Raw genomic sequence first — 21,633 nt, 5'->3', positions numbered from 1 at the left:
CCCTGGCCTCAATTCTTCTTCTCGCCAGCCTTGGAACGCTTCTGTTTGGCCACTTCCTCGTCATCAAGATAACGATAGGTCACGGCAAAAGCATCCATCTTTAGCTGCCCATCTTTACCAGGCGCCACGTTAAGGTCACGCAAGGTCACGATCCGCGGCAGCTTAGCCACATCACTCACGAACTGTCCAAGGTCATGATATGACCCAGTAATCGCAAGGGCGATCGGCAGTTCGGCGTAAAAAACCTTGATGGCCTCCTGGCCCGGCTTCCACAATTCGAATTGCAGACCTCGACCGCGACCTGCCTGGTTGATATCGATCAACAAGGTTTCCATCTCGGACTTGTTCGGCAACTGCTTGAGCAAGGCGCCAAACTGACGGTCCATCTCGGCCAGTTGCTTGCGGTATTCATCAAGGTTGACAGCCTGACGCTTCTTTCCGAGCCACTCATCCTTGAGCTTGACCTCTTCCTGCTGAGCCTGCTCAAGCTGCTCCAGCTTGCCCTTCCAGTCAAACCACCAACCAGCAGCGATCACGGCAGCAAGAATCAGTACCAGAGCCAGAACTTTCGGCGCCAGCGGCCAGACGCCAGGGTCGTTCGGATCAAGCTGACGGAAATCGCTGATGATGCGATCGAGGCGAATATCTTTCATGACTTGCCCCCCGCAGCAGGCGCTTTTGCTGCATCCGCACCCTCAATTGGCGCACGTTCGATGCTGACCCCCAGGATGAACTCGCCCACCTGACGTCCCTTGTAACTCACGGCCTTGATCTCCTGCAGCATCGGCCGCTCAAAGATCGGTGAAGCATCAAGGTTGCGCATCAACTGGGAGACACGGGCATTGGATTGCGACAGGCCGACAAATACGATCCCGTTGCCGGTCTGCTTGACGGACTTGAGGAATACCCCTTCTGGCATCTGCTTGACCAACTCGTTGAATACCGTAACCGTCTCGGTCCGGTTTCCTTGCAGGGATTCGATTACCTGCTTGCGTGCCAGCAGCGATTGGGTCTGCTCCTTGAGGCGCGCAATTTCAGCGATTTCCTTGTCCAGAGAAGCAATCTCGCGCTTGAGGAAGTCATTGGAGGAGTTCTGTGCGTCGATCTGGCTGCCGATCAGGGTGCTGCCGACAAACCATACCGTGGCGCCCGCCAGAACCATCAGCACGGCAAGGCTAATAAACTGCTGACGACGGTCTTTGCGCGCCTCTTCACGGTGCGGTAACAGGTTGATGCGAATCATGCGTCAAACCTCCGCAAAGCCAAACCACATGCGACAAGCAAGGCTGGCGCCTCGGCAGCCAGATTTTTGGGGCGTACGCGCTGCGAGAGCGCCATCCCTACAAAAGGATTGGCCACTTCTGTCGTGACCTGAGTCCGCCCGGCCACAATCTGGTCGATACCCGGAATCACTGCACAGCCTCCGGAAAGAATGATGTGGTCAACCTGATTGAACTGGGTCGAAGTGAAGAAAAACTGCAAGGCACGCGAGATCTCAAGCGCCACGCTTTCACTGAACGGCCGTAGCAAATCGTGCTCGTAGTTTTCCGGCAAACTGTTGGAACGCTTGGCGGATTCAGCTTCCTCGGTACTCATTCCGTAACTGCGGGAAATATCCTGAGTCAGCTGATTGCCGCCGAATGCCTGCTCACGCGAATACAGAACATTCTCGTCGCGCAGGATGGTGACCTTCATCATCTGCGCACCGATATCCACCAAGGCAACAACCTTACCCCTACCCGCCTCAGGCAGACGACGCTTGATCAGATCGAAAGCAGCTTGCGAAGCGAAAGACTCAACGTCCATCACCGTAGCCTTGAGACCTGCGGCCTCAGCAGCAGCCACACGATCCTCAACCTTCTCCTTGCGGGAGGCTGCGATCAACACTTCGACTTCATCCGCGCCGGTGTTGGCAGAACCAAGCACCTGATAGTCAAGATTGACTTCCTCGATCGCAAATGGAATGTACTGGTTAGCCTCAGACTCAACCTGAACCTCCATTTCCAGCTCACGCAGGCCAGCCGGCAAGGTGATCTTTTTAGTGATCACGGCTGCAGCCGGCAAGGCCAACGCAACCTGGCGAGTAGAGGAGCCCAAGCGTTTCCAGGCACGCCGGATGGACTCTGCCACCGCTTCAAGGCTGGCAATATTGCCATCCGTAACGGCATCGCGCGGAAGCGGCTCGATCGCATAGCGCTCGAGCCTGTACTGGTTCGAGCCTGCTTCGGCCAATTCCACCAATTTGACTGCGGAAGAGGAAATGTCCAGCCCTATCAAGGCTTTCGATTTTCCTCCCAGCAAGGTTTTGATATCCATAACGTCTGGCTGTCCTCTAAATATCGTTAAGAATCAGATACTTGGGCGCACTTACAATAAATTACTTTAAATCCTAACAGTAACTCGCGATACAAGTAAAGCATATGGACGCCGAACGGTAGGCAGCCTGGCTCGAAAGACAACCCCGTCCGTCCTGCGCTTCAAGCCCGCTCCGGCAGGGCGCATATAATCGCCCTTCAAACAATCGGGGCCACCATGCGAAACCGCCTGCTCATCCTTTGTCTTGCTGTAATGCTTGGACTGCCTCTGCTGGCAGCGGCAGGGATTGCCGTTGCTGCTGCCTTTGCCTGGCCGCAACTGCCGTCGCTGGAGGCTCTGGCTGATTACAAGCCGCGTATTCCTCTGCGCATCTATACCTCGGATGGCGCGCTGATTGGGGAATTCGGCGAGGAACGTCGTACATTCGTCGCCATACGGGATGTGCCGGAGGGTCTCAAGCACGCCATCCTGGCAGCGGAAGATGATCGTTTCTTTGAACACGGTGGTGTCGATATCGCCGGTCTGATGCGCGCAACCCTGTTGAATCTGGTCGGAAGCAGCAAGCAAGGCGGCAGTACGATCACCATGCAGGTCGCACGCAACTTTTATCTGAGCCGCGAGAAAACAGTCAGTCGCAAGCTGTATGAAATCCTGCTGTCTTTCAAGATAGAGCAGAGTCTGAGCAAGGATCAGATTCTTGAGGTCTATATCAACCAGATCTATCTGGGCCAGCGTGCCTATGGTTTTGCTGCTGCAGCGCAAACCTATTTTGGCAAGGATCTTCAAGCGCTCAGCAACGCCGAATTCGCAATGCTCGCCGGATTGCCCAAAGCACCCTCCCGCTACAACCCGGTAGTTAATCTGTCACGCGCGACAGAGCGCCAGCACTATGTACTTCGCCGCATGCGCGAACTGGGATTCATTGATGAGAAAGCACTCGATCAAGCGCGTGGCGAGCCCCTACGCCTAGCTCAGGGCCGCCATGCAGTACAGGCCGCAGCACCTGCCCTGCATGCCGAATTCGTCGCCGAAATGGCTCGCCAACTAGCCTACGAGCAGTTCAAGGATGACGTCTACAGTAGCGGCATCAAGGTCATCACCACCATCAGCAAACTCGACCAGCAGGCCGCCTACGAGGGACTACGGCGCGGCTTGATCGACTACGAACGCCGGCATGGCTACAGGGGCGCCGAAGGCAGGGTCGATCTGGCGCAACTCAAGGCCGAAGGGTCGGAGGAAACACTGGAAGACCTGATCGAGCCATTCCCGGATCTGGACGAGATGCGTGCGGCCATCGTGCTGGAAGCTTCGCGCCAGAAACTGGTGGCCTATCTGCGGGGCGGCGAGCAGATCGAGATCAGCGGCGATGCTCTCAAATACCCGATGCCCTTGATGGCGGAGAATGCGGCTCAGGCTAAACGCGTATCCCCCGGGGCAGTCATCCGGGTGGCGAAATACGCCAAGGGCTGGCAGGTTGTGCAACCGCCACAGGTTGAAGGGGCCTTCGTGTCACTGGATCCGCGCGACGGTGCCATCAAATCGCTTGTGGGCGGCTTTGATTTCAATCGCAACAAGTTCAACCACGCCACCCTGGCCTGGCGTCAGCCTGGCTCCAGCTTCAAACCCTTCATTTTCTCGGCGGCCATCGACAAGGGCTTTACGCCTGGCAGCGTATTCGACGATGCGCCCTTGAGTTTCTCCGCGGAGCAGACGGGCAGCCAGGCCTGGAATCCAGGCAACTACGATGGTAAGTACGAAGGCCCGATGAGCCTGCGTACCGCCCTCGCGAAGTCCAAGAACATGGTTGCCATCCGCGTGCTGCAAGCGATCACGCCGGCCTACGGGCAGGATTACGTAACCAGTCGTTTCGGTTTCGACCCGGTCAAGAATCCTCCCTACCTGACCCTGGCACTGGGCTCTGGCGCTGTTACCCCCTGGCAGATGGGTGCTGCTTACTCGATCTTCGCCAATGGGGGTTATCGCATCCGCCCCTATATCGTGAAGGAAATGCTCGACAGTGAAGGGCGGGTGCTGGCGAAGGTTGAACCGCAGCGCGCCGGTAGCGACGAATCCGAACGCGTACTGGATCCGCGCAATGTTTACCTCTCGGACCTGATGATGAAGGACGTGGTCCGTCGCGGCACGGCCGGCAAGGCGATGGCACTAGGGCGAGGCGATCTAGCAGGCAAGACCGGTACAACCAACGAGTATGTCGACGCCTGGTTCTGTGGCTACCAGCCCAGTCTGGTCGGCATTGCCTGGGTGGGTTTCGATCAGCCCAAGAAGCTTGGCTCAGGTGAAACCGGTGGTGCGCTGGCACTCCCGATCTGGATTGACTACATGCGTCGCGCTCTCAAGGACAAGCCGGAGCAGTATCTCGCCGCGCCGGAGGGCCTTGTCGAGGTCAAGCCGAGCTTCGAGCGCGAAGGACCGGACTACATCTACGCCGAACATTTGCCGCAGGCAGCGGCGCCTGAGGCGTCAGCCCCGGCAGCTGCCCCGGAATAAGTCAATGCAGGAGCTGAACCTGCTCTCCTGCCTGTTCGCTGATCAGGCCGGAGAGCATGGCGTACAGCTCGGCACCATCGCGCGTTCCAACCCACTGTTCGCCCTCACATCGGAAATGAAAACCGCCTGAACGTGCGGCCACCCAGATCTCACGCGCCGCGGCATGGCGATTGATGATGATCTGGCTGCGGTTGTCGAACTCCAGCTTGAGAATGCCGCCTTCCTGCGGCTCCAGATCGATATCTACGCCCGCCGCCTCGGCGGCCCGCTCAATGCTGGCCTCCAGCCTTGCCAGCACCGCCTCGGCCAAGGCCAGGAATTCCGCTTCGTCCATACTGCTGCACTCCTTGTTAAGATGGGCGCCCATCTCCCTGTCTGCGTCCGGATACCATGCGCCCGATGATTCTTCTCGCCTTCCTGAGCCTGAGCCTGGCTGCCTGCGGCATCAAGGGCCCGCTCGAGCATCCCCCGGCGCAACGCCCCGCACCGACTCAGTCCGCGCCTGCCTGAAGCATTCTAGCGACTTCTGCCCTTGCGGGCAGATGCATACCAGGACGGCGCGCAGCCAGTCCTGCATCACCTGCTCAGTGGTAGAAAGCAGCTCAGACCCCGTCTGAGGCTTCAAGTCCAGCCTGGCGTGGGCCGATAAGCATTGAGAGCCCCGGAAGTCTGGTCTTCCGCGCGCTACAAGCAAGCTACGGGAGACGATCGTGGTAGACAAGGCTGCTGACGACGAGCTGGTATTTGCCGGAGACCCCGGGCCGGAGCGGGCTGCCCCGAGAGTCCCTACCAACAATGCCCCCTGGCGCATCCTGATCGTTGACGACGATCCGGATGTGCACACCACCACCACGTTTGCACTGCGCGGCACCGATATCCTCGGCAGCCCGCTGACCTTCCTGCACGCCGACTCCGCCGCCCAGGCGCGTGACCTGCTGGCACGCGACCGAGACATCGCGGTGATCCTGCTCGACGTGGTGATGGAGGAGGAAGACTCCGGCCTGAAGCTCGTACGCACCATCCGCGATGAATTCGGCATGGGCGAGACCCGCATCATCCTGCGCACCGGTCAGCCCGGCTACGCACCAGAAATGGATGCGATCCGCGACTATGACATCAACGATTACAAGACCAAGTCCGAGCTCACCCGCAACAAACTGTTTACCGCCCTCACCTCGGCTGTTCGCTCGTATCGCCAGATCCGCACCATCAATGCCAACCGGCGTGGGCTGGACATGATCGTGCGTGCCAGCGGCGAGTTGCTGGCCTTGTCCGGCATCCGCAACTTTGCCGCCGGAGTGATTACCCAGATGTCAGCCCTGCTCGGCGTACAGCCCGAAGGCCTGATCTGCGTGCAGCGCCCACCCGAACTCGAAAGCGGTGAGGACAGTACCGTAGTGATCGCAGCGGCCGGGCGCTATGCCTCGCTGATCAATCTGCCACTCGACGAAATCGGGGACGAGCGCGTACACCGCGCCTTGGATCGCTGCCTCGACGCAGGTCATCACATTTTCGCCGAAGACTGCACTACCCTCTTCTTCGGCAGCCGCACCCAGCGCAACATGGCGGCCTATCTGGACGCTCCGCTGGCTGTGGATGACAGTTGCCGTCAGCTCCTCGAGGTGTTCTGCGCCAATATCTCGATCGGGCTGGAGAACACCTTGCTGTTCTCTCAGTTGCACGACTACGCCTATTTCGATTCGCTGACCGGCCTGCCCAACCGCCGCAGCCTCATCAACAAACTCGACGAACGCCTCCTTGGCGGCGAGCGCGGCCGCTATACCCTGGCACTGCTTGATCTCGACGGTTTCGCCGAAAGCAACGATGCTCTCGGTCACCAGTATGGCGACGAGTTGCTCAAGGCTGTCGCCGAGCGCCTGCATGGCGCCCTTGGTTCCCAGTGCGTACTGGCCCGTCTGTCGGCCGACACCTTCGCCATTCTTGGCCAGATCGAGCAATTGCTGCCGGCCAACCTGCAGGGGCTGTTCCGCGAGGCCTTCCTGATCCAGCAGCAGGAACTGATGATTTCCGCCACGATGGGGATCGCACATCTGGCCGATATCGACGGCAATGGCGCCGAAGCACTCAAGAGCGCCTACCTCGCCCTGCGTCGCGCCAAGGTACAGGCACGCGGCGAATATGTGTTCTTCACGCGCGACATGGCGCTGGAAATCCGCGAACGCTCCAAGCTGATGCAGGCCCTGCGCGTAGCGATCGAGCGCCAGCGCCTGTTCCTGTGCTATCAACCACAGATTTCGCTGCACAGTGGCCAGGTCTGCGGCATCGAGGCGCTGCTGCGCTGGCGTGCAGAGGATGGGCGCCTGATCGAACCCGCCCGCTTCATCCCGATTGCCGAACACTCAGGCATGATCGTCGGCATTGGAGAATGGGTCCTGCGCATGTCCTGCTTCCAGCAAGCGGAGCTCGCGCGCCACGGCTACCCGCAGTTGTCGATGGCCATCAACGTTTCAGTCAGCCAGCTCCGCCACCCGCGCTTCCTCGCCACCCTGCAGTCGGCGCTGCATGACAGCGGTGCCAGTCCGCAGTTGATTGAACTCGAGATCACCGAGTCGATGGCCATGGAGGAAGCCGATTTCCTCGCCCGCACGCTGGAGAGCATCAAAGCTCTGGGAGTAAAGATCGCAGTGGACGACTTCGGCACGGGCTTCTCCTCACTCTCCTATCTGCAGCGTCTCAAGGTAGACCGGCTCAAGATTGATCGCACCTTCGTCGGCGAGATCGGTGACAACGAGCGCTCGCGGCGAATTCCCGAACTGGTCATCCAGCTCGGACACAAGCTGGATCTCTCAGTGCTTGCCGAAGGCGTCGAAACAGCCGAGCAGGCGAACATCCTGCGCGAACTGGGTTGTGACGATGCTCAGGGCTACCTGTATGCCCGCCCGATGGAGCCTCAGCATCTGGTCGAATGGCTACGCAATCACGGAGCCCGCGATGACGCCGCGGACTGAGCCCGCAGCGTCCGGCCGCCGGAGGATTCCGGTTTGAACATGACCGTCCGCCGCGCTGTCGTCACGGCCGTCCTGCTGGGCATGCTGCTGCCTGCGCTGGTGGTCGGTTTCTACCTGGCCCGCGTTTCCTACGCCGACAAGCTCCGCAGCGAGGTAGCCCTCACTCTGCAGCACGATGCCGACGTCATTGCACTGGGTGTGCGCGAAAGCCTATGGGCGCTCGACAGCGAATCCGCGGCGGCGCTGGTCGAAGCCGTGATGAAGGAGTCAGCCCTAGTCACCGTCGAGATTCTCGACCCCCACCTCGGCCGCTTCGTATTCCGCGAATTTCCGGAGCGCCGCGAAGGTGTGGTGCACGTTCTCGAGCGTCAGGTCATGCATCGTGGCGAAACCATCGGCCGGGTGCGCATCGAACTCTCCGAAGCCCCTCTGCGCAGCGCCCTGCTCAACCAGATCCTCGGTTTTGGCAGCCTGCTGGCGCTGCAGGTGATCATCAGCGTCGTGCTGATTCTGTTCGTGCTGCAACGCCGTGTCGGCCGCCCGCTGCTGAGGCTCGGCGAGGAAGCCGTATCGCTGGCGCGGGGCGAACTCGACAAGCCGATCATTCCCTCACGCCGCGACGAAATCGGGGATGTAGAAGCTCAGCTCGAGGTCACTCGCCAGGCACTGCAGGGCTTGTTCCACACCCTGGAGCAGAAGAACCGTGCGCTGGAGGTCGACCTGCGCGAACGCATGCGGGTCGAGGCGGCATTGCGTGATCGTGAACAGCGTCTGCGCACCCTGGTCGAGCAGAGTCCATTGGCAGTAATCGAATTCGATCTTGGCTGGCACATCCTGGACTGGAACGAAGCAGCCGTACGCATCTTCGGTTGGCGCCGGGAGGAGGTGCTCGGACGCCATGCCGGCATGCTGGTGGCCAACAGCAAGGACGCACGTGACAATCTGAGCGTGAACCAGCTGCTCGAACGCAGCGTTGCCAGCCCACACATCAAGCTCGCCTGCAAGCGTTCGGACGCGGCCGGCGTGACCTGCCAGTGGTACAACAGCCTGATCCGCGACAGCGCCGGCACCGGTCAGCGCATCGTCGCAATGGTTGAAGACATCACCGAGCGTCAACGCTCGGACGACGAAATCCGCCGACTCGCCACTGTGGTACGCCTGACCAGCAACCTCGTGGCCCTCACCGACGCCAGTGGACGCATCGAGTGGATCAACCATGCCTTCGCCGAACGCTGCTCCGGCCACGCCAGCGAGGTGCGCGGACAGGCGCTGGTCGACGTGCTGCAGGCCCAGGAGCTGACAGGCGAAACTTCACGGGCCTCGGCCATCGAAGCGGCAATGAACAACGGGCGCCATCTGACCGAACTGGAGATGCCCTGCCGCGGGCAGGACGGGCAGAGCTTCTGGGTATCCCTGGAGTTGCAGCCGCTGCGCGACGACAACGAACAGATCATCCAATGGGTTGCCCTGATGACCGACGTCACCGAGCGCCGTCACACCACTGACGCGCTGCGGGCCATTGCCCGCCTTGGTGGCGAATTGAGTCCGGGCATGTTCCTCGAGCAACTGCTTGGCGTGATCGCACGCGGCTGCGGTGCCCAGGCCGCCTATTTGGCTACCCATACCCGCGACGGCGTGGACATCAGTGCCAGCCTCTGCGCACCTGGCTGGTCGCTAGTGGGGGGGCATCACCCGGGCCGCACCACGCTGGCCGCCTATGCCGAGCGCACCGGCGCCCTGCTCCTAAATACGGGGGCCTATGAAGCGATATCACGCGACGCCGTGAGCTGGGGCTGCAGCCTCACCCAGGCCCTGATTCTCGAGCCCGTGGTGGACAGCCAGCAGCAGGTCAGCGGCCATCTGACCCTGCTCTTCGACTCCCCCCTGGTTGCCACCGAAGCAGCCCAATCCCTTGCAGCACTCGGAGCGGCACGCGCCAGCACCGAGTTCCAGCGCCTACTGACGCTTGAAGCGCTGCGTCACAGCGAGCAGAAATTCTCGTCGATCTTCCAGTACTCACCGATCCCGATCGGGGTCCTGCGCCGCAGCGACAGCGTCTGCCTCGACGTGAATCCGAGCTTCCTGCAGAACTTCGGCTACCCGCGCCATGAGGTCGTCGGTCAGCCCGTGCTGGCCACCCCGATCTATACCGATCAGCGCGAGCGTGAATGGGTATTGCAGTTGCTGAACGAGGCAGGCGAAGTATCGGGTGCGGACATGCGCCTGCGCACCTGTGAAGGAGAGATCCGCGACTGCCAGATCTATGTACGTCAGATCAGCATGGATGAAGAGCCCTGCCTGCTGGTGGCCACCGTGGACGTCACCTCCCTGCTCGAAGCACAGCGACAGGTGGAAGAGCTCAATCAATCGCTTGAGAAGCGCGTCACCGAACGCACCCATGATCTGGCCACTACCAATGCCGAACTGGAAAAAACCCTTGAGCGTCTCAAACGCACCCTGGACGAACTCGTGCGCTCCGAGAAGCTTGCAGCGCTGGGCTCGTTGGTAGCCGGAATCGCCCACGAGCTCAACACCCCCATCGGCAACAGCCTGATGGTGGCCAGCACGTTGCACGATGTGAACCAGAGTTTCCGCGAACAGATGGAGGCCGGCCTGCGTCGCTCCACGCTGGATAACTACGTCGCCGAGTCCGAATCCGCAGCCGACATCCTGCTGCGCAACCTGCAGCGTGCCGCCGAGCTGATCAGCAGCTTCAAGCAGGTCGCCGTGGATCAGACCAGCTCACAGCGCCGCCGTTTCGAACTGGCGGAGGTAGTCAGTGAAATCGTCGTCACCATGCAGCCGGTATTCCGCAAAACCAGCCACAGCATCGAAACCGAGATCCCGGCCGGCATCAGCCTCGACAGCTATCCGGGACCGCTCGGCCAGGTCATCGCCAACCTGCTCAACAACACCATCCTGCACGCCTTCGAAGGCCGGGAGCGTGGCACGGTACGGCTGCGCGCCGAACTCGATGGCTCCGGGGGGGTCATCTTCACCTGTCAGGATGATGGCATCGGGATTCACGCCAACAACCTGCGGCGCATTTTCGACCCCTTCTTCACCACCAAGCTCGGTCGCGACGGCACCGGGCTGGGCCTAAACATCGTGCATAACATCGTCACCGGCATTCTCGGTGGCGAAATCACGGTGGACAGCAGCCCTGGACAGGGCAGTTGTTTCCGTATCTGCATCCCGCTCAAAGCCCCCGCACAGGAAGACACGCCAGTGCCTCCCAAAGCCAGCGCCACCTGATCAGGAGCGCGCGGCCCGATTCACCCACATCACCCCGGCCACCACCAGCAGGCCACCGCCCAGGCTCGACCAGACCAGGCTTTCGCCCAGCAGCAGCACCGACAACAGCACGCCGAACACCGGCACCAGATTGGTGAACTGAGTAGCGCGCGCTGCGCCGATCACGGCCACGGCTTGCGAATACCACACGAAGGCCAGTGAAGTCCCCAGCAGCCCCATGTAAGCCAGCGCCAGCCAGGCCTGCCAGCCCAATGCGGGCCACCCCGTCGCCACCAGCTCCCCACCGGCTGGCACGGCCAGCAGCAGGGTGCCGCACAGGATGGCAAAGAAAGTCATCGACAAAGCCTCGAAGCCGCGCGCGTAGTAACGCATCACAAGGGTGTAGACCACCCAGGCCACCACCGCCCCGAAGATGAACAGCTCGCCCTGCCCCACCGCACCATGCAGCAAGCCCGCCAGATCACCGTGCGACACCACCAGCACCGCCCCGCAGAAGGACAGCAGCACCCCGCTGATCTGCCGGGCTGACCAGGCAGCGCGATTGAGCCATTGCACCGTGCACAGGGTTATCACTGGGCTGGCGGCCACCAGCAAGGCCGCGCGGCTGGCTGCTACCTGAGCGAGCCCGGCAAAGAAACCGGCGTTGTAGGCAAAGATGCCACTCGCACCAAGCGCCAGTGCCACACCCCACTGGCGCCGATCTGGCCAGTACAGGCGCTGACCGGTGCCAAGTGCATATAGCAGCAGGCCCAGCAGGGCAAAACAGAAACGCAGGGTCGCCGCCAGAAAGTGCGGCATGCTCTGGGCCAGGAAACGTCCCGCAATGAAAGTGCCGCCCCAGAAAAAAGTGGTCAGCACCAAGCGAAGGTAAAGACCACCGGGCACAGCCTGCTTCATCTGCTCAGAGCTTGAGGCCACGTGGTTTGCGCCCAGCGCGGGCTGCGAAACGGTCATACAGAAAGCTCGGCAACGCGGCCAGCAGGCGCGCCACGATGGCCATCTGCCAGGGAATCGTGGCTCGCGCGGGTGCGCGCTCAATGGCCCGGATGAAGCGTCGGGCGGCCTCGTCCGCATCAATGATGAAGGGCATGCGATAAGTATTCACATCGGTCATCGGCGTTCGGATATAGCCGGGGCGGATTTCGCTCACCTTGACTCCCGTGCCCCGCAGCTCGACCCTCAAGCTCTCCAGATAGCGGCTGGCGGCCGCTTTGGAAGCACTGTAGGCCCCGGCACCAGGCAGACCACGCACCCCCGCCACCGAGGAGATACCAACCAGCTGACCGCGCCTCTCGCGCCGCATCGGCACGATGAAGGGCTGGAAGGTAGCCACCATGCCAAGCAGATTGGTGCGCAGGATGCCGTCGAACACGGCTAGATCGCCCTGCTCCTCGCTGAGCGTGCCAGCAGACACGCCCGCGTTGGCAATCACGACATCCGGCACACCAAACCGCGCCATAAAACTGCGTGCGGCGGCAGCCAGCTCCTCAGGACGGGTCACGTCCGCCACCAGCACCAGATGTTCGCCCGGCAGGCTGGCGCACAAGGCTTCGAGCGCCTCGCCACGGCGCCCAAGCAGGCCCAAGCTGGCCCCCTTGGCGGCATAAGCGTGCGCCAGCGCGGCGCCGATGCCACTGGAGGCGCCGGTGATGAAGACCTTCAGACTCACTTGCCGGCGCGGACCTTGGCGATCAGGCCATCCACGGTGCTCAGGCCAGCAGGATCACCGCCTTCAACCAGATACTTGCCGGCCACCACCAGATTCGGCACCGACATGACCTTGTAGCTCACCGACATCTGTTCAGCACGCTTGTACTGAGCATCCACGCTGAACGAGCGCCAGGTATCGTTGAATTTCTTGACGTCCACGCCCTTCTTGGCGAGCCAGTCATTACGCACCTTTTCATCCTCCAGGCGGATGCGGTCCTTGTGTACCGCCTCGAACACTGCCGGAGTCAGATTGTCAGCCTGTCCCAGGGCGCTCAGGGTAATGTACAGACGACCCAGCGCGGCCCATTCGGCACGCCCGAAAGAAACTGGCACCTTCTTGACCACCACGTCCGGCTTCTGCTGGGCACGCCACTTGACCAGCAGGGGCTCGAAATTGCTGCAGTGCGGGCAGCCGTAGGAGAAGAACTCGATCACTTCGATCTGGCCGGCCGGCAGGGTCGGCTGCGGCGGGCTGAGCTCCTTCACGCCCTCGGCATGAGCAATCAGGCTGGCACCGGCGAGAAGGCCGGCGAGAAGGACTTTGAGGGTGCTACGACGTTGCATGCTGGGTCTCCGGATAGGCTTGGGATGAGCGCGGTTCAGGGCTTGGCCTTGACTACACTGGCTTCGATTCCTTCGGTGAGCAAACGGGCGCGCATCGCGTCCGCTGCATCAGGCGTGGCGAAACCGCCAAGCCTCACGCGATAGAAAATGCCCTTCTCGGACAGATCTACGCGCTGAACGTTCGATTCGATGCCGAGCAAAGCCAATCTGGCCTTCAGATTGTCGGCGTCGGAGGGGTTCTGGAACGCGCCAGCCTGCAGGAAGATCTTGTCCGCAGCAGGCGCCTCCGCCGGTTTGTTACTGACCGGAGCCGAAGCCGCCTCGCCACCAGGCAGAATCTTGTAGAAATCGTACTTGGGCTTTTCAACCGGGGCATCGCCCGGTTTGCCCGGCAGCGCGATCGGCGCGCTCTGGGCTGCCGGCGCACTAGCGGCAGGACGCGGCGCCTGCTCGACCTTGGTCACAAAAGGCTTGGGGCCGAAGTTGATGTAGAGCGCCACGCCGGCGGCAATCAGCACGCCGATCAGCAAGCCGACCAGCAGCCCTGAAGCCGTACTGCCGCGCTGCGCATGACGGAAACTGATTTGACTGGACATTCAGGAACCCCTGGGAAAATTTCGCCGAGTATAACCGCAGCTCATGCCCGGCTTGCGCCACGGGGCCGGGCGGCACCGCCACCCGGCACGAAAGCCACATTCAGCTGCGCTGCATGATCTGAGCGACGGTGGCCTCATACACATCATGGGCATCATCTTCGCGCAACAGATTGCTGCCCAGTTCGCTGACGATACCGTCGGCGAGCCCGTAGATCCAGCCATGCACGGCCACATCTTGCCCCCGCGCCCAAGCATCCCGCAGCACCGTGGTTTCACTCACATTGAGCACCTGCTCGGCCACATTGAGTTCGCACAGGCGCTCGCAACGCTGCAGCGGGTCGTCGATCCCAGCCAGCCAGCTGCGGTACTTGTCACGCACGTCCTGAACATGACGCAACCAGTTGTCCGCCAAGCCCACGCGAACGTTATCCATCGCCGCACGCACCCCGCCACAACCATAGTGGCCCACCACCAGAATGTGCTTTACCTTCAACACATCGACTGAATACTGGATCACGGACAGGCAGTTCAGGTCGGTGTGCACCACCACATTGGCGATATTCCGGTGAACGAAAACCTCACCCGGCGCCAGACCGATGATCTCATTGGCCGGCACGCGGCTGTCCGAGCAGCCGATCCACAAAAACTCCGGGCTCTGCTGCTGGACCAGACGGGAGAAATACTCCGGATCGTTGTCGCGCTCCTTCTGTGACCAGGCGCGGTTGCGTTCGAAGAGTTCGCTCGGTGAAATGCTCATGGGCAGATTCAAAAAATAGACCGGGTTCGGATTCTAACGCGGCCCGAAAGTTCAGGCCGCGACAGCGGCCTTCTGGAGCTCGACCAACTGCGCAATACCCGCACCCGCCAAGGCCAGCAGACTGTCCAGCTCGGCACGCGCAAAGGGCGCGCCTTCTGCCGTCCCCTGCACTTCGACGAAGCCGCCACTGCCGGTCATCACCACATTCATGTCGGTATCGCAGGCAGAATCTTCCGGGTAATCCAGATCCAGCACCGCTTCGCCCTCGAACACGCCCACCGAGATCGCTGCCACCCAATCCTTCAGTGGGCTATGCGCCAGCTTGCCGGCAGCCACCAGTCCCTGCAAGGCATCGTACAGCGCCACACAGGCGCCGGTGATAGAGGCCGTGCGCGTCCCGCCGTCAGCCTGCAGTACATCGCAGTCGATGGTGATCTGACGCTCGCCGAGCGCCTTCAGATCAACCACCGCGCGCAGACTGCGGCCAATCAAACGCTGGATTTCCTGGGTGCGACCACTCTGCTTGCCCTTCGCCGCTTCGCGGGCCATGCGGGTGTGCGTGGAACGCGGCAGCATGCCGTATTCCGCAGTAACCCACCCTTCACCCTTGCCACGCAGAAAGGGCGGCACGTTTTCCTCCACCGAAGCGGTGCACAGCACCTTGGTGTTGCCGAACTCGATCAGGACCGAGCCTTCGGCGTGGCAGGTGTAATTCCGGGTGATGCGCACATCGCGCAGCTGGTCGGGGAGGCGGTTGGAGGGGCGCATGATGGAATGTCAGAATTGTTGAAAGGTAGAAAACAGGCGGCGCAAAGCGTTTCGCTTCGATTGCGCCCTACGAAAACGCCAAGGCTGTAAATGAGGCAGCCGGCGTAGCGAGCGGACGGCGACTGAAAGGAGAAGCGCAGCCGTACTAGAGTACGGCGAGCATCGCAGTTTCAGGCCCCGTTCGCGCAGTAGCCGAACGCCTTATTTACCCGGGTCGAACTTGGAATACTTCTGGATCGCGAGGTTGATCTCGTCGATCGCCTTCTCGATATCCGAGTCGCTCAGGCTGCCAGCTTCATGATGGCGGCCCCGGGCGAAACCTTCCATCTTGGTGGTAATGCCATCGGCCGGCATGGTCTCGGTGGAGATCGTCGAAGCCTGCTCATCGGCGTAATCGTCATGCCAGCGCATGGACAGCATCGACAGGTTGTCACAAGTCAGCCCGCCCTGGCTCTCGGCCAGATCCAGCAGGCGGGGCGAGGTATCGAGGATATTGCTGTCGCCGAGACGGTCGATGAAATCCTCATTGGTGAGATTGCCCCACACCCCGTCGGTACACATCACGAGCAGGTCGTTAGCAAACAGCGGCACTGGCGAGGAAAACTCGATCTGCGGCGAGTGGGTGCCGCCCAGGCAGCTGAAGATACGGTTGCGCGCCGGATGGCGGGCAGCGGCCTCTTCGTCGATCAGGCCCTGATCAAGCATCATCTGCAGACGCGAGTGATCCTTGGTCTGCTGGGCAATCCGGCCACGGCGAATCAGATAGAGGCGCGAATCACCTGCGTGCGCCCAATACGCCACGCTGTTCTGGATCAGGCAGGCCACGATGGTAGTACGCGGAGCTTCCGGCAGGCTTTTGTCGAAGGCGTAGTCCTGGATTGCGGCATGGGCGTTGCCGAGGCAACGCGAGAGGAACATCAGTTCGTCCTGCACCAGCGGCTTGGCCGCACGCTGGAAGGACTCGATGATGTACTGCACAGCGATCTGGGCAGCAATCTCGCCGTGCAGATGCCCCCCCATGCCATCAGCCACCACCAGCAGCAAGGATTCGCGTGTATAGCTGTAGGCTACCCGATCCTGATTGTTGGGGCGGGCACCGGGGCGGCTTTCCTGGTAGATCGTGAACTTCATGCTTTACCTGTAAGGGCTCGCAGGCGGTGCATCACCTTGCCGAGCACGGTCGTAGGTGCCTCATGGGCGATGAAGCGGGTACGGGTGAGGAGTTCCTTCTGCAGTGCATACACGCTTTGCGGGCGTTGCAGCGGATCGAGATTGAGGCACCAGTCGATCGTCTGCAGCAGATGAGGGGAGTACTGACCGGGCCAGCGTTTGACGGCCGGCTCCATCAGGTCTTTCTTGAGGCGTTCGTCCGAGCGCTGGGGTGCGACACCCGCCAGGCAGGCATACATCGCCGCACCAGTACTATAGATGTCACTCCACGGACCGAGGTGTTCGCGGTCATTGAACTGTTCGGGCGGCGCAAAACCCGGGGTATACATCGGTTTCAACATCGGCTGGTCCTGCGCCAGGGTCTGGCGGGCAGCGCCGAAATCGAGCAACACCGGCGTGCCATCGTTGCGCAGGTAAATGTTGGAAGGCTTGATATCGAGGTGCAGCAGCTTGTGCGAGTGCACTTCACGCAGGCCATTGAGCATGCGGGTGAACACGCCGCGAATGAAACGCTCCTTGATATGCCCCTTGTTGCGCTGGATGAAGTCCTGCAGGGTACGGCCGCGCTCGAACTGCATGACCATGTACACGGTGCCGTTGGCGCGGAAGAAGTTCAGCACCCGCACCACGTTCGGATGCATCAGTTTGGCGAGCGAGCGCCCTTCCTCGAAGAAGCACTTCATGCCGTAACGAAAGGCGGCCTGATGCTCCTCATCAATCTGCGGCTCAATCTCGCCGCCTTTGCGCAAGGCCAGCGAATTCGGCAGGTATTCCTTGATCGCGACCGGCTTGCCGTCCTGATCCGTCGCCAGATAGACGATCGAAAACCCGCCCAAGCTGAGCTGTTGCTCGATACGGTATTGCTCCAGCTGAAAGCCGGGCGGCAGGGCGCTATTAACTTGAGACGGCATGTATCCGGGCGTTATGATCCGCGTTCAATCAATTCTCAGGCTTTGGCTGCGGCAAGTAAAGGCGGTCGCCTGTCCAGGAAAGTTCCCATGGTATTCAGCATGACCGGCTACGCCGCGCTTTCGCGCGACGTGGGCAAAGCTTCTCTTCAGATCGAACTGCGTAGCGTGAATTCCCGCTACCTGGATCTGGCGTTCCGCATCGTCGAAGATCTGCGCTTTGCGGAGCCTATCGTCCGCGAACAGATCAACGCCAGCGTATCACGCGGCAAGATCGAATGCCGCATGAGCTTACAGGCGGTGGCAAGCGGAAACAGCGGGCTTTCCATCAACGGCGACATGCTGGAGCAGTTGCGCGCCGCACAAAACCGGGTCCGTGAAAGCTTCCCGGATGCCAGTCCGCTGTCCACTGCCGAGATCCTCCGCTACCCTGGCGTGCTCGCCGAGGAAGGCCTGGATCATGAGCGCCTCACCGCTGCCGTGCATGAGATTGCCCGCGCTGCACTGGGCGAACTGCGCGCTTCGCGGGCCCGCGAAGGCGAGAAGCTGGTGGCCATGCTGCGCGAGCGTGTCGGCCTGATCCGCGAGCGCGTGGCCGTAGCCGCTCCAATCGTGCCAGCCGCCGTAAGCGAATACCGCGAGAAGCTCACCACGCGCCTGCGCGAAGCAGTGGCCTCGCTGGACGAGGACCGTATCCGCCAGGAAGTGACCCTGTTTGCGCAACGCGCTGACGTGGCCGAAGAAATCACCCGCCTGAACGCCCACCTTGACGAAGTCGAACGCGTACTCGGCAAGGGCGGTGCCGTCGGCAAGCGTCTGGACTTCCTCATGCAAGAGCTCAATCGCGAAGCCAACACCCTCGGCTCGAAGGCCGTCTCGCCTCAACTTACGGAAATTGCGGTCGATCTCAAGGTCTACATCGAGCAGATGCGCGAACAAGTGCAGAATCTGGAGTAAGCCATGTCCGGTAGCCTCTTCATCGTCGCCGCGCCTTCCGGTGCCGGCAAGACCACCCTGGTGCGCGCCCTCCTTTCGCGCGACGCGGCGGTGCGCCTGTCTGTCTCCTTCACCACCCGTGCACCGCGCGAAGGCGAGGTGAATGGCGTGCATTACAACTTCACCAGCTCGGCCGACTTTCTGGCCCGCCGCGATCGGGGTGAATTCCTGGAGTGGGCCGAAGTTCATGGCAACTTCTACGCCAGCTCGCGCCCCTGGCTGGAGGAACAGCTCGCCGCCGGGCATGATGTGTTGCTGGAAATCGACTGCCAGGGCGCGGCCCAGGTGCGCAACATTTTCCCGGACGCGGTGAGCATTTTCATTCAGCCACCGAGCTTCGACGTGCTCGGCAAACGCCTGCGCGGGCGTGGTACGGACAGCGAAGAAGTCATTGCGCAGCGCCTTGCGGCGGCCGAGGACGAAATGCGTCAGGTAGATCACTTCGACTACGTTATAATTAACAATGACTTGCAGGTCGCGCTCGACGAGCTGTGCTGTGTCGTGCGTTGTGCACGGTTGCGCACCGCAGTTGTCCGAGCGCGCCACCCGCTGAGTTTTCTCCCCGCTGTCTGACGAAAAAGGATTCCGCCATGGCCCGCATCACGGTCGACGACTGTCTGCACATGATCTCCAACCGCTTTGAACTGACCCTGGCTGCAACCTACCGCGCCCGCCAGCTCACCGCCGGCAACACCCCGCTGGTGGAAGCCGGACGCGACAAACCCACCGTCGTGGCCCTGCGTGAAATCGCTGCCGGCAAACTCGGCCGCGAACTGCTCACCCGCAGTCAGTCCTGAGCCCCACAGGGGCCTGTCGCCAGCACCCGGAGAGCAATCGATGGAGCCCAGGCCTCTTGCCCCACTCAGCCCGCCGCAGCCGGCCCTGCCCACCTCGGGCATGTTCGGCGCAGCGGCTGACAACGGCTTCGACGAAGCCGTAGAGTTCGCCCGCCTGCGTACCCAGGCTGCGCGCTATCTCAAGCCCGAAGATGTCGAACGTCTCGAAGCCGCCTTTGAGCTAGCTTCGCATGCTCACGCCGGGCAGTTCCGCATCAGCGGAGAGCCATATGTCTTCCATCCGCTGGCCGTAGCGGAAACCCTCGCCCAGTGGCACCTCGATGCCCAGGCCCTGATTGCCGGCCTGCTGCACGACGTGATGGAAGATTCGCACGTCACCAAGTCCGACATCGAAGGACAGTTTGGCAAGACGGCCGCTGAGCTGGTCGATGGCGTCTCCAAACTCGACCGCATCGAATCCCAGACCTATCAGCAGGCCCAGGCCGAGAACTATCGCAAGATGTTCCTCGCCATGGCCCGCGACGTGCGCGTGATCCTGATCAAGCTGGCCGACCGCCTGCACAACATGCGCACACTGGACGCCGTGCGGCCGGACAAGCGCCGCCGGATTGCACGCGAAACGCTGGAAATCTTCGCTCCGATCGCCAATCGTCTGGGCCTCAACACGCTCTACCGTGAGCTGCAGGAACTGGCCTTCAAGAACACCCACCCGATGCGCTATCGCGTGCTGGGTAAGGCACTGCGGGCCGTGCGGGGGGATCAGCGCGAGCTGATCATGCGCCTGATGACCAGCATCCGTGAGCGCATGCCGGTCTGGGGCGTGGATGCCGAGGTGTATGGGCGCGAGAAGCATCTGTTCGGCATCTATCGCAAGATGCTCGAGAAACGCCTCAGTTTCGAGCAGGTGCTGGATATCTACGGCTTCCGCATCCTGGTCAAGGACATCCCCGGCTGCTACCTCGCCCTGGGCGCCCTGCATGAGCTTTACAAGCCGGTGCCGGGCAAGATGAAGGACTACATTGCCCTGCCCAAGGCCAACGGCTACCAGTCCCTGCATACCACGGTGATCGGCCCCAACGGCCTGCCGGTGGAAGTACAGATCCGTACCAACGAAATGCACGCCGTAGCCGAATCCGGCGTGGCTTCGCACTGGCTGTACAAGGACGGTACGGCGCAATCCCTGTCCGACCTGCAGCACAAGACCCACAACTGGCTGCAATCCCTGCTCGAGTTGCAATCCACCTCGGGTGATTCCTCCGAATTCCTCGAGCACGTGAAGATCGACCTGTTTCCGGGCGAAGTCTTCGTGTTCACCCCGGCCGGGCAAATCCGCAACCTGCCGCGTGGCGCCACCGCCGTCGATTTTGCCTATTCGGTCCACACCGACGTGGGCAACCGCTGCGTGGCCTGCCGCATCAATGGCGAGCTGCGCCCTCTGCGCAGCGAGCTCAAGAATGGCGATCAGGTCGAAATCACCACTGCCCAGCATGCTCACCCGAATCCGGCCTGGCTCTCGTATGTGCGCACCGGCAAGGCACGGGCCGAGATCCGCCACTTCCTGAAGACCGTGCATCAGGAAGAGGCCACTCATCTGGGTGAGCGCCTGCTCTCGCAATCGCTGCGACACATCGGCCTGCACCTGTCGGATATCGGCACCACGGCCTGGGAGCGCTTCCTGAAGGAGTTCTCGTGCAAGCAGCGCGAGGAGATCTTCACCGACATTGGCCTTGGCAAGCGCCTGGCCGCGATGGTTGCGCGGCGCCTGGCCGACCTGCAGGACGAGAAGGCCATCAGTGACGGCGAAACACCGGCCCGCCCGCGCACCCCCACACCGGTGCTGATCCAGGGTGGCGAGGGCATGGCGATACAGATGGCGCGCTGCTGCCGGCCAATCCCGGGCGACCCGATCGTGGGTCTGCTGCGCAAGGATCAGGGGCTAGAAGTGCACCTCAACGACTGCCCGGTGCTGACCCGCAATCACTCTTCCGAGCGCGACCGCTGGGTGGACGTGGAGTGGGAGGCTGGCGGCGAGCGTCTGTTCGATGTCGGCATCCGCGTGCTGATCCACCATCGCCGTGGCGTGCTGGCCCGCGTGGCCTCGGCGATCGCTGATCAGGAAGCCAACATCCAGAATGTGAACATGGAAAGCGAGCATGGTGGCGATACCATCATCCACTTCACCATCCAGGTAAAGAACCGCCCGCATCTCGCACGCATCATGCGCGCGGTGCGCCACATCCCGGATGTGGTGCGCATCGTGCGCGACCGCAGCGGCGACAAAGCCGCCGAAAAACGCTGACACCCCAGAAACAGAGAGAG

Annotated in this window: 20 protein-coding genes; 8 read left to right on the top strand and 12 right to left on the bottom strand. The window is 61.6% G+C overall.

Annotated elements, in window-relative coordinates; genetic code table 11:
- Positions 1–8: 8 nt before the first annotated feature.
- From HJ583_RS12515 to HJ583_RS12505, 3 genes are read right to left on the bottom strand one after another with little or no spacing between them, the layout of a single operon-like run.
- Complete coding sequence (locus HJ583_RS12515; RefSeq protein WP_170022235.1) at positions 9–653, bottom strand: type IV pilus inner membrane component PilO; 645 nt, start codon at positions 651–653, stop codon at positions 9–11.
- Complete coding sequence (locus tag HJ583_RS12510) at positions 650–1,243, bottom strand: PilN domain-containing protein (RefSeq protein WP_170022234.1); 594 nt, start codon at positions 1,241–1,243, stop codon at positions 650–652. Before HJ583_RS12510 ends, HJ583_RS12515 begins: the two co-directional genes overlap by 4 nt.
- A complete protein-coding gene (locus tag HJ583_RS12505; RefSeq protein WP_170022233.1) occupies positions 1,240–2,316 on the bottom strand; it encodes a pilus assembly protein PilM in 1,077 nt (358 codons plus the stop codon). The genes HJ583_RS12510 and HJ583_RS12505 overlap by 4 nt, the downstream gene beginning before the upstream one ends.
- 252 nt (positions 2,317–2,568) lie before the next feature.
- Here HJ583_RS12505 and HJ583_RS12500 point away from each other — a divergent pair, with 252 nt between their 5' ends.
- Positions 2,569–4,824, top strand: a complete 2,256-nt coding sequence (locus HJ583_RS12500) for a penicillin-binding protein 1A (protein WP_235943842.1) — start codon at positions 2,569–2,571, stop codon at positions 4,822–4,824.
- Position 4,825: 1 nt separating this feature from the next.
- Here HJ583_RS12500 and cyaY read toward each other — a convergent pair whose 3' ends face one another.
- Entirely contained in the window at positions 4,826–5,158 is a 333-nt protein-coding gene (gene cyaY / locus HJ583_RS12495) for an iron donor protein CyaY (RefSeq protein ID WP_170022701.1), read from the bottom strand.
- A 65-nt stretch (positions 5,159–5,223) separates the two neighbouring features.
- Here cyaY and lptM point away from each other — a divergent pair, with 65 nt between their 5' ends.
- From lptM to HJ583_RS12480, 3 genes are all read left to right on the top strand, one after another.
- On the top strand, positions 5,224–5,334 hold the full coding sequence (gene lptM / locus HJ583_RS12490; protein ID WP_217423406.1) for an LPS translocon maturation chaperone LptM: 111 nt from the start codon (positions 5,224–5,226) through the stop codon (positions 5,332–5,334).
- Positions 5,335–5,534: 200 nt separating this feature from the next.
- Positions 5,535–7,793 (top strand): GGDEF/EAL domain-containing response regulator, encoded by a 2,259-nt coding sequence (locus HJ583_RS12485; RefSeq protein ID WP_328824885.1) that lies wholly within the window; start codon positions 5,535–5,537, stop codon positions 7,791–7,793.
- A 39-nt stretch (positions 7,794–7,832) separates the two neighbouring features.
- Positions 7,833–11,048, top strand: coding sequence for a PAS domain S-box protein (locus HJ583_RS12480; RefSeq protein ID WP_170022230.1), 3,216 nt, complete (start codon positions 7,833–7,835; stop codon positions 11,046–11,048).
- Here the strand turns inward: HJ583_RS12480 and HJ583_RS12475 are convergent, their stop codons facing one another.
- The 8 genes from HJ583_RS12475 to HJ583_RS12440 all read right to left on the bottom strand — a co-directional run bounded on the left by HJ583_RS12475 (position 11,049) and on the right by HJ583_RS12440 (position 17,524).
- The gene (locus HJ583_RS12475) at positions 11,049–12,002 is read right to left on the bottom strand and encodes a DMT family transporter (RefSeq protein ID WP_170022229.1); all 954 of its coding nucleotides are present in this window, start codon (positions 12,000–12,002) and stop codon (positions 11,049–11,051) included.
- Complete coding sequence (locus HJ583_RS12470) at positions 11,950–12,717, bottom strand: SDR family oxidoreductase (protein WP_328824884.1); 768 nt, start codon at positions 12,715–12,717, stop codon at positions 11,950–11,952. Before HJ583_RS12470 ends, HJ583_RS12475 begins: the two co-directional genes overlap by 53 nt.
- Positions 12,714–13,322: a thiol:disulfide interchange protein DsbA/DsbL gene (locus HJ583_RS12465; RefSeq protein ID WP_101940674.1), complete on the bottom strand. Its 609-nt coding sequence runs from the start codon at positions 13,320–13,322 to the stop codon at positions 12,714–12,716. The genes HJ583_RS12470 and HJ583_RS12465 overlap by 4 nt, the downstream gene beginning before the upstream one ends.
- 35 nt (positions 13,323–13,357) lie before the next feature.
- Positions 13,358–13,918: an SPOR domain-containing protein gene (locus tag HJ583_RS12460; RefSeq protein ID WP_170022228.1), complete on the bottom strand. Its 561-nt coding sequence runs from the start codon at positions 13,916–13,918 to the stop codon at positions 13,358–13,360.
- Between the two features lie 100 nt (positions 13,919–14,018).
- Positions 14,019–14,675: a carbonate dehydratase gene (gene can / locus HJ583_RS12455; protein ID WP_170022227.1), complete on the bottom strand. Its 657-nt coding sequence runs from the start codon at positions 14,673–14,675 to the stop codon at positions 14,019–14,021.
- Between the two features lie 51 nt (positions 14,676–14,726).
- Complete coding sequence (gene rph, locus HJ583_RS12450; protein ID WP_170022226.1) at positions 14,727–15,443, bottom strand: ribonuclease PH; 717 nt, start codon at positions 15,441–15,443, stop codon at positions 14,727–14,729.
- Between the two features lie 201 nt (positions 15,444–15,644).
- Positions 15,645–16,574 (bottom strand): PP2C family protein-serine/threonine phosphatase, encoded by a 930-nt coding sequence (locus tag HJ583_RS12445; RefSeq protein ID WP_101940670.1) that lies wholly within the window; start codon positions 16,572–16,574, stop codon positions 15,645–15,647.
- A complete protein-coding gene (locus tag HJ583_RS12440; protein WP_101940669.1) occupies positions 16,571–17,524 on the bottom strand; it encodes a serine/threonine protein kinase in 954 nt (317 codons plus the stop codon). The genes HJ583_RS12445 and HJ583_RS12440 overlap by 4 nt, the downstream gene beginning before the upstream one ends.
- An 87-nt stretch (positions 17,525–17,611) precedes the next feature.
- Between HJ583_RS12440 and HJ583_RS12435 the strand changes: the two genes are divergently transcribed.
- The 4 genes from HJ583_RS12435 to HJ583_RS12420 all read left to right on the top strand — a co-directional run bounded on the left by HJ583_RS12435 (position 17,612) and on the right by HJ583_RS12420 (position 21,613).
- Positions 17,612–18,478, top strand: coding sequence for a YicC/YloC family endoribonuclease (locus HJ583_RS12435; RefSeq protein ID WP_170022225.1), 867 nt, complete (start codon positions 17,612–17,614; stop codon positions 18,476–18,478).
- 3 nt (positions 18,479–18,481) lie between these two features.
- The gene (gene gmk, locus HJ583_RS12430) at positions 18,482–19,090 is read left to right on the top strand and encodes a guanylate kinase (protein ID WP_101940667.1); all 609 of its coding nucleotides are present in this window, start codon (positions 18,482–18,484) and stop codon (positions 19,088–19,090) included.
- Between the two features lie 17 nt (positions 19,091–19,107).
- A complete protein-coding gene (rpoZ, locus tag HJ583_RS12425; protein ID WP_101940666.1) occupies positions 19,108–19,314 on the top strand; it encodes a DNA-directed RNA polymerase subunit omega in 207 nt (68 codons plus the stop codon).
- A 100-nt stretch (positions 19,315–19,414) separates the two neighbouring features.
- Positions 19,415–21,613, top strand: coding sequence for a RelA/SpoT family protein (locus tag HJ583_RS12420; RefSeq protein ID WP_217423443.1), 2,199 nt, complete (start codon positions 19,415–19,417; stop codon positions 21,611–21,613).
- Positions 21,614–21,633 lie beyond the last annotated feature (20 nt).

Origin of the sequence: Uliginosibacterium aquaticum (assembly GCF_012972705.2) — a bacterium.
Taxonomy (GTDB): Bacteria; Pseudomonadota; Gammaproteobacteria; order Burkholderiales; family Rhodocyclaceae; genus Uliginosibacterium; species Uliginosibacterium aquaticum.
Note: the sequence above shows the minus strand (reverse complement) of the source record. Positions and strands in the feature narration are given on the sequence as shown.

Excerpts from the sequence above, each read along its gene's own strand:
- HJ583_RS12515 (WP_170022235.1), bottom strand. The coding sequence starts at position 653 with ATGAAAGATATTCGCCTCGATCGCATCATCAGCGATTTCCGTCAGCTT.
- HJ583_RS12510 (WP_170022234.1), bottom strand. The coding sequence starts at position 1,243 with ATGATTCGCATCAACCTGTTACCGCACCGTGAAGAGGCGCGCAAAGAC.
- HJ583_RS12505 (WP_170022233.1), bottom strand. The coding sequence starts at position 2,316 with ATGGATATCAAAACCTTGCTGGGAGGAAAATCGAAAGCCTTGATAGGG.
- HJ583_RS12500 (WP_235943842.1), top strand. The coding sequence starts at position 2,569 with ATGCTTGGACTGCCTCTGCTGGCAGCGGCAGGGATTGCCGTTGCTGCT.
- cyaY (WP_170022701.1), bottom strand. The coding sequence starts at position 5,158 with ATGGACGAAGCGGAATTCCTGGCCTTGGCCGAGGCGGTGCTGGCAAGG.
- lptM (WP_217423406.1), top strand. The coding sequence starts at position 5,224 with ATGATTCTTCTCGCCTTCCTGAGCCTGAGCCTGGCTGCCTGCGGCATC.
- HJ583_RS12480 (WP_170022230.1), top strand. The coding sequence starts at position 7,833 with ATGACCGTCCGCCGCGCTGTCGTCACGGCCGTCCTGCTGGGCATGCTG.
- HJ583_RS12475 (WP_170022229.1), bottom strand. The coding sequence starts at position 12,002 with ATGACCGTTTCGCAGCCCGCGCTGGGCGCAAACCACGTGGCCTCAAGC.
- HJ583_RS12465 (WP_101940674.1), bottom strand. The coding sequence starts at position 13,322 with ATGCAACGTCGTAGCACCCTCAAAGTCCTTCTCGCCGGCCTTCTCGCC.
- HJ583_RS12460 (WP_170022228.1), bottom strand. The coding sequence starts at position 13,918 with ATGTCCAGTCAAATCAGTTTCCGTCATGCGCAGCGCGGCAGTACGGCT.
- can (WP_170022227.1), bottom strand. The coding sequence starts at position 14,675 with ATGAGCATTTCACCGAGCGAACTCTTCGAACGCAACCGCGCCTGGTCA.
- rph (WP_170022226.1), bottom strand. The coding sequence starts at position 15,443 with ATGCGCCCCTCCAACCGCCTCCCCGACCAGCTGCGCGATGTGCGCATC.
- HJ583_RS12445 (WP_101940670.1), bottom strand. The coding sequence starts at position 16,574 with ATGAAGTTCACGATCTACCAGGAAAGCCGCCCCGGTGCCCGCCCCAAC.
- HJ583_RS12440 (WP_101940669.1), bottom strand. The coding sequence starts at position 17,524 with ATGCCGTCTCAAGTTAATAGCGCCCTGCCGCCCGGCTTTCAGCTGGAG.
- HJ583_RS12435 (WP_170022225.1), top strand. The coding sequence starts at position 17,612 with ATGGTATTCAGCATGACCGGCTACGCCGCGCTTTCGCGCGACGTGGGC.
- gmk (WP_101940667.1), top strand. The coding sequence starts at position 18,482 with ATGTCCGGTAGCCTCTTCATCGTCGCCGCGCCTTCCGGTGCCGGCAAG.
- rpoZ (WP_101940666.1), top strand. The coding sequence starts at position 19,108 with ATGGCCCGCATCACGGTCGACGACTGTCTGCACATGATCTCCAACCGC.
- HJ583_RS12420 (WP_217423443.1), top strand. The coding sequence starts at position 19,415 with ATGTTCGGCGCAGCGGCTGACAACGGCTTCGACGAAGCCGTAGAGTTC.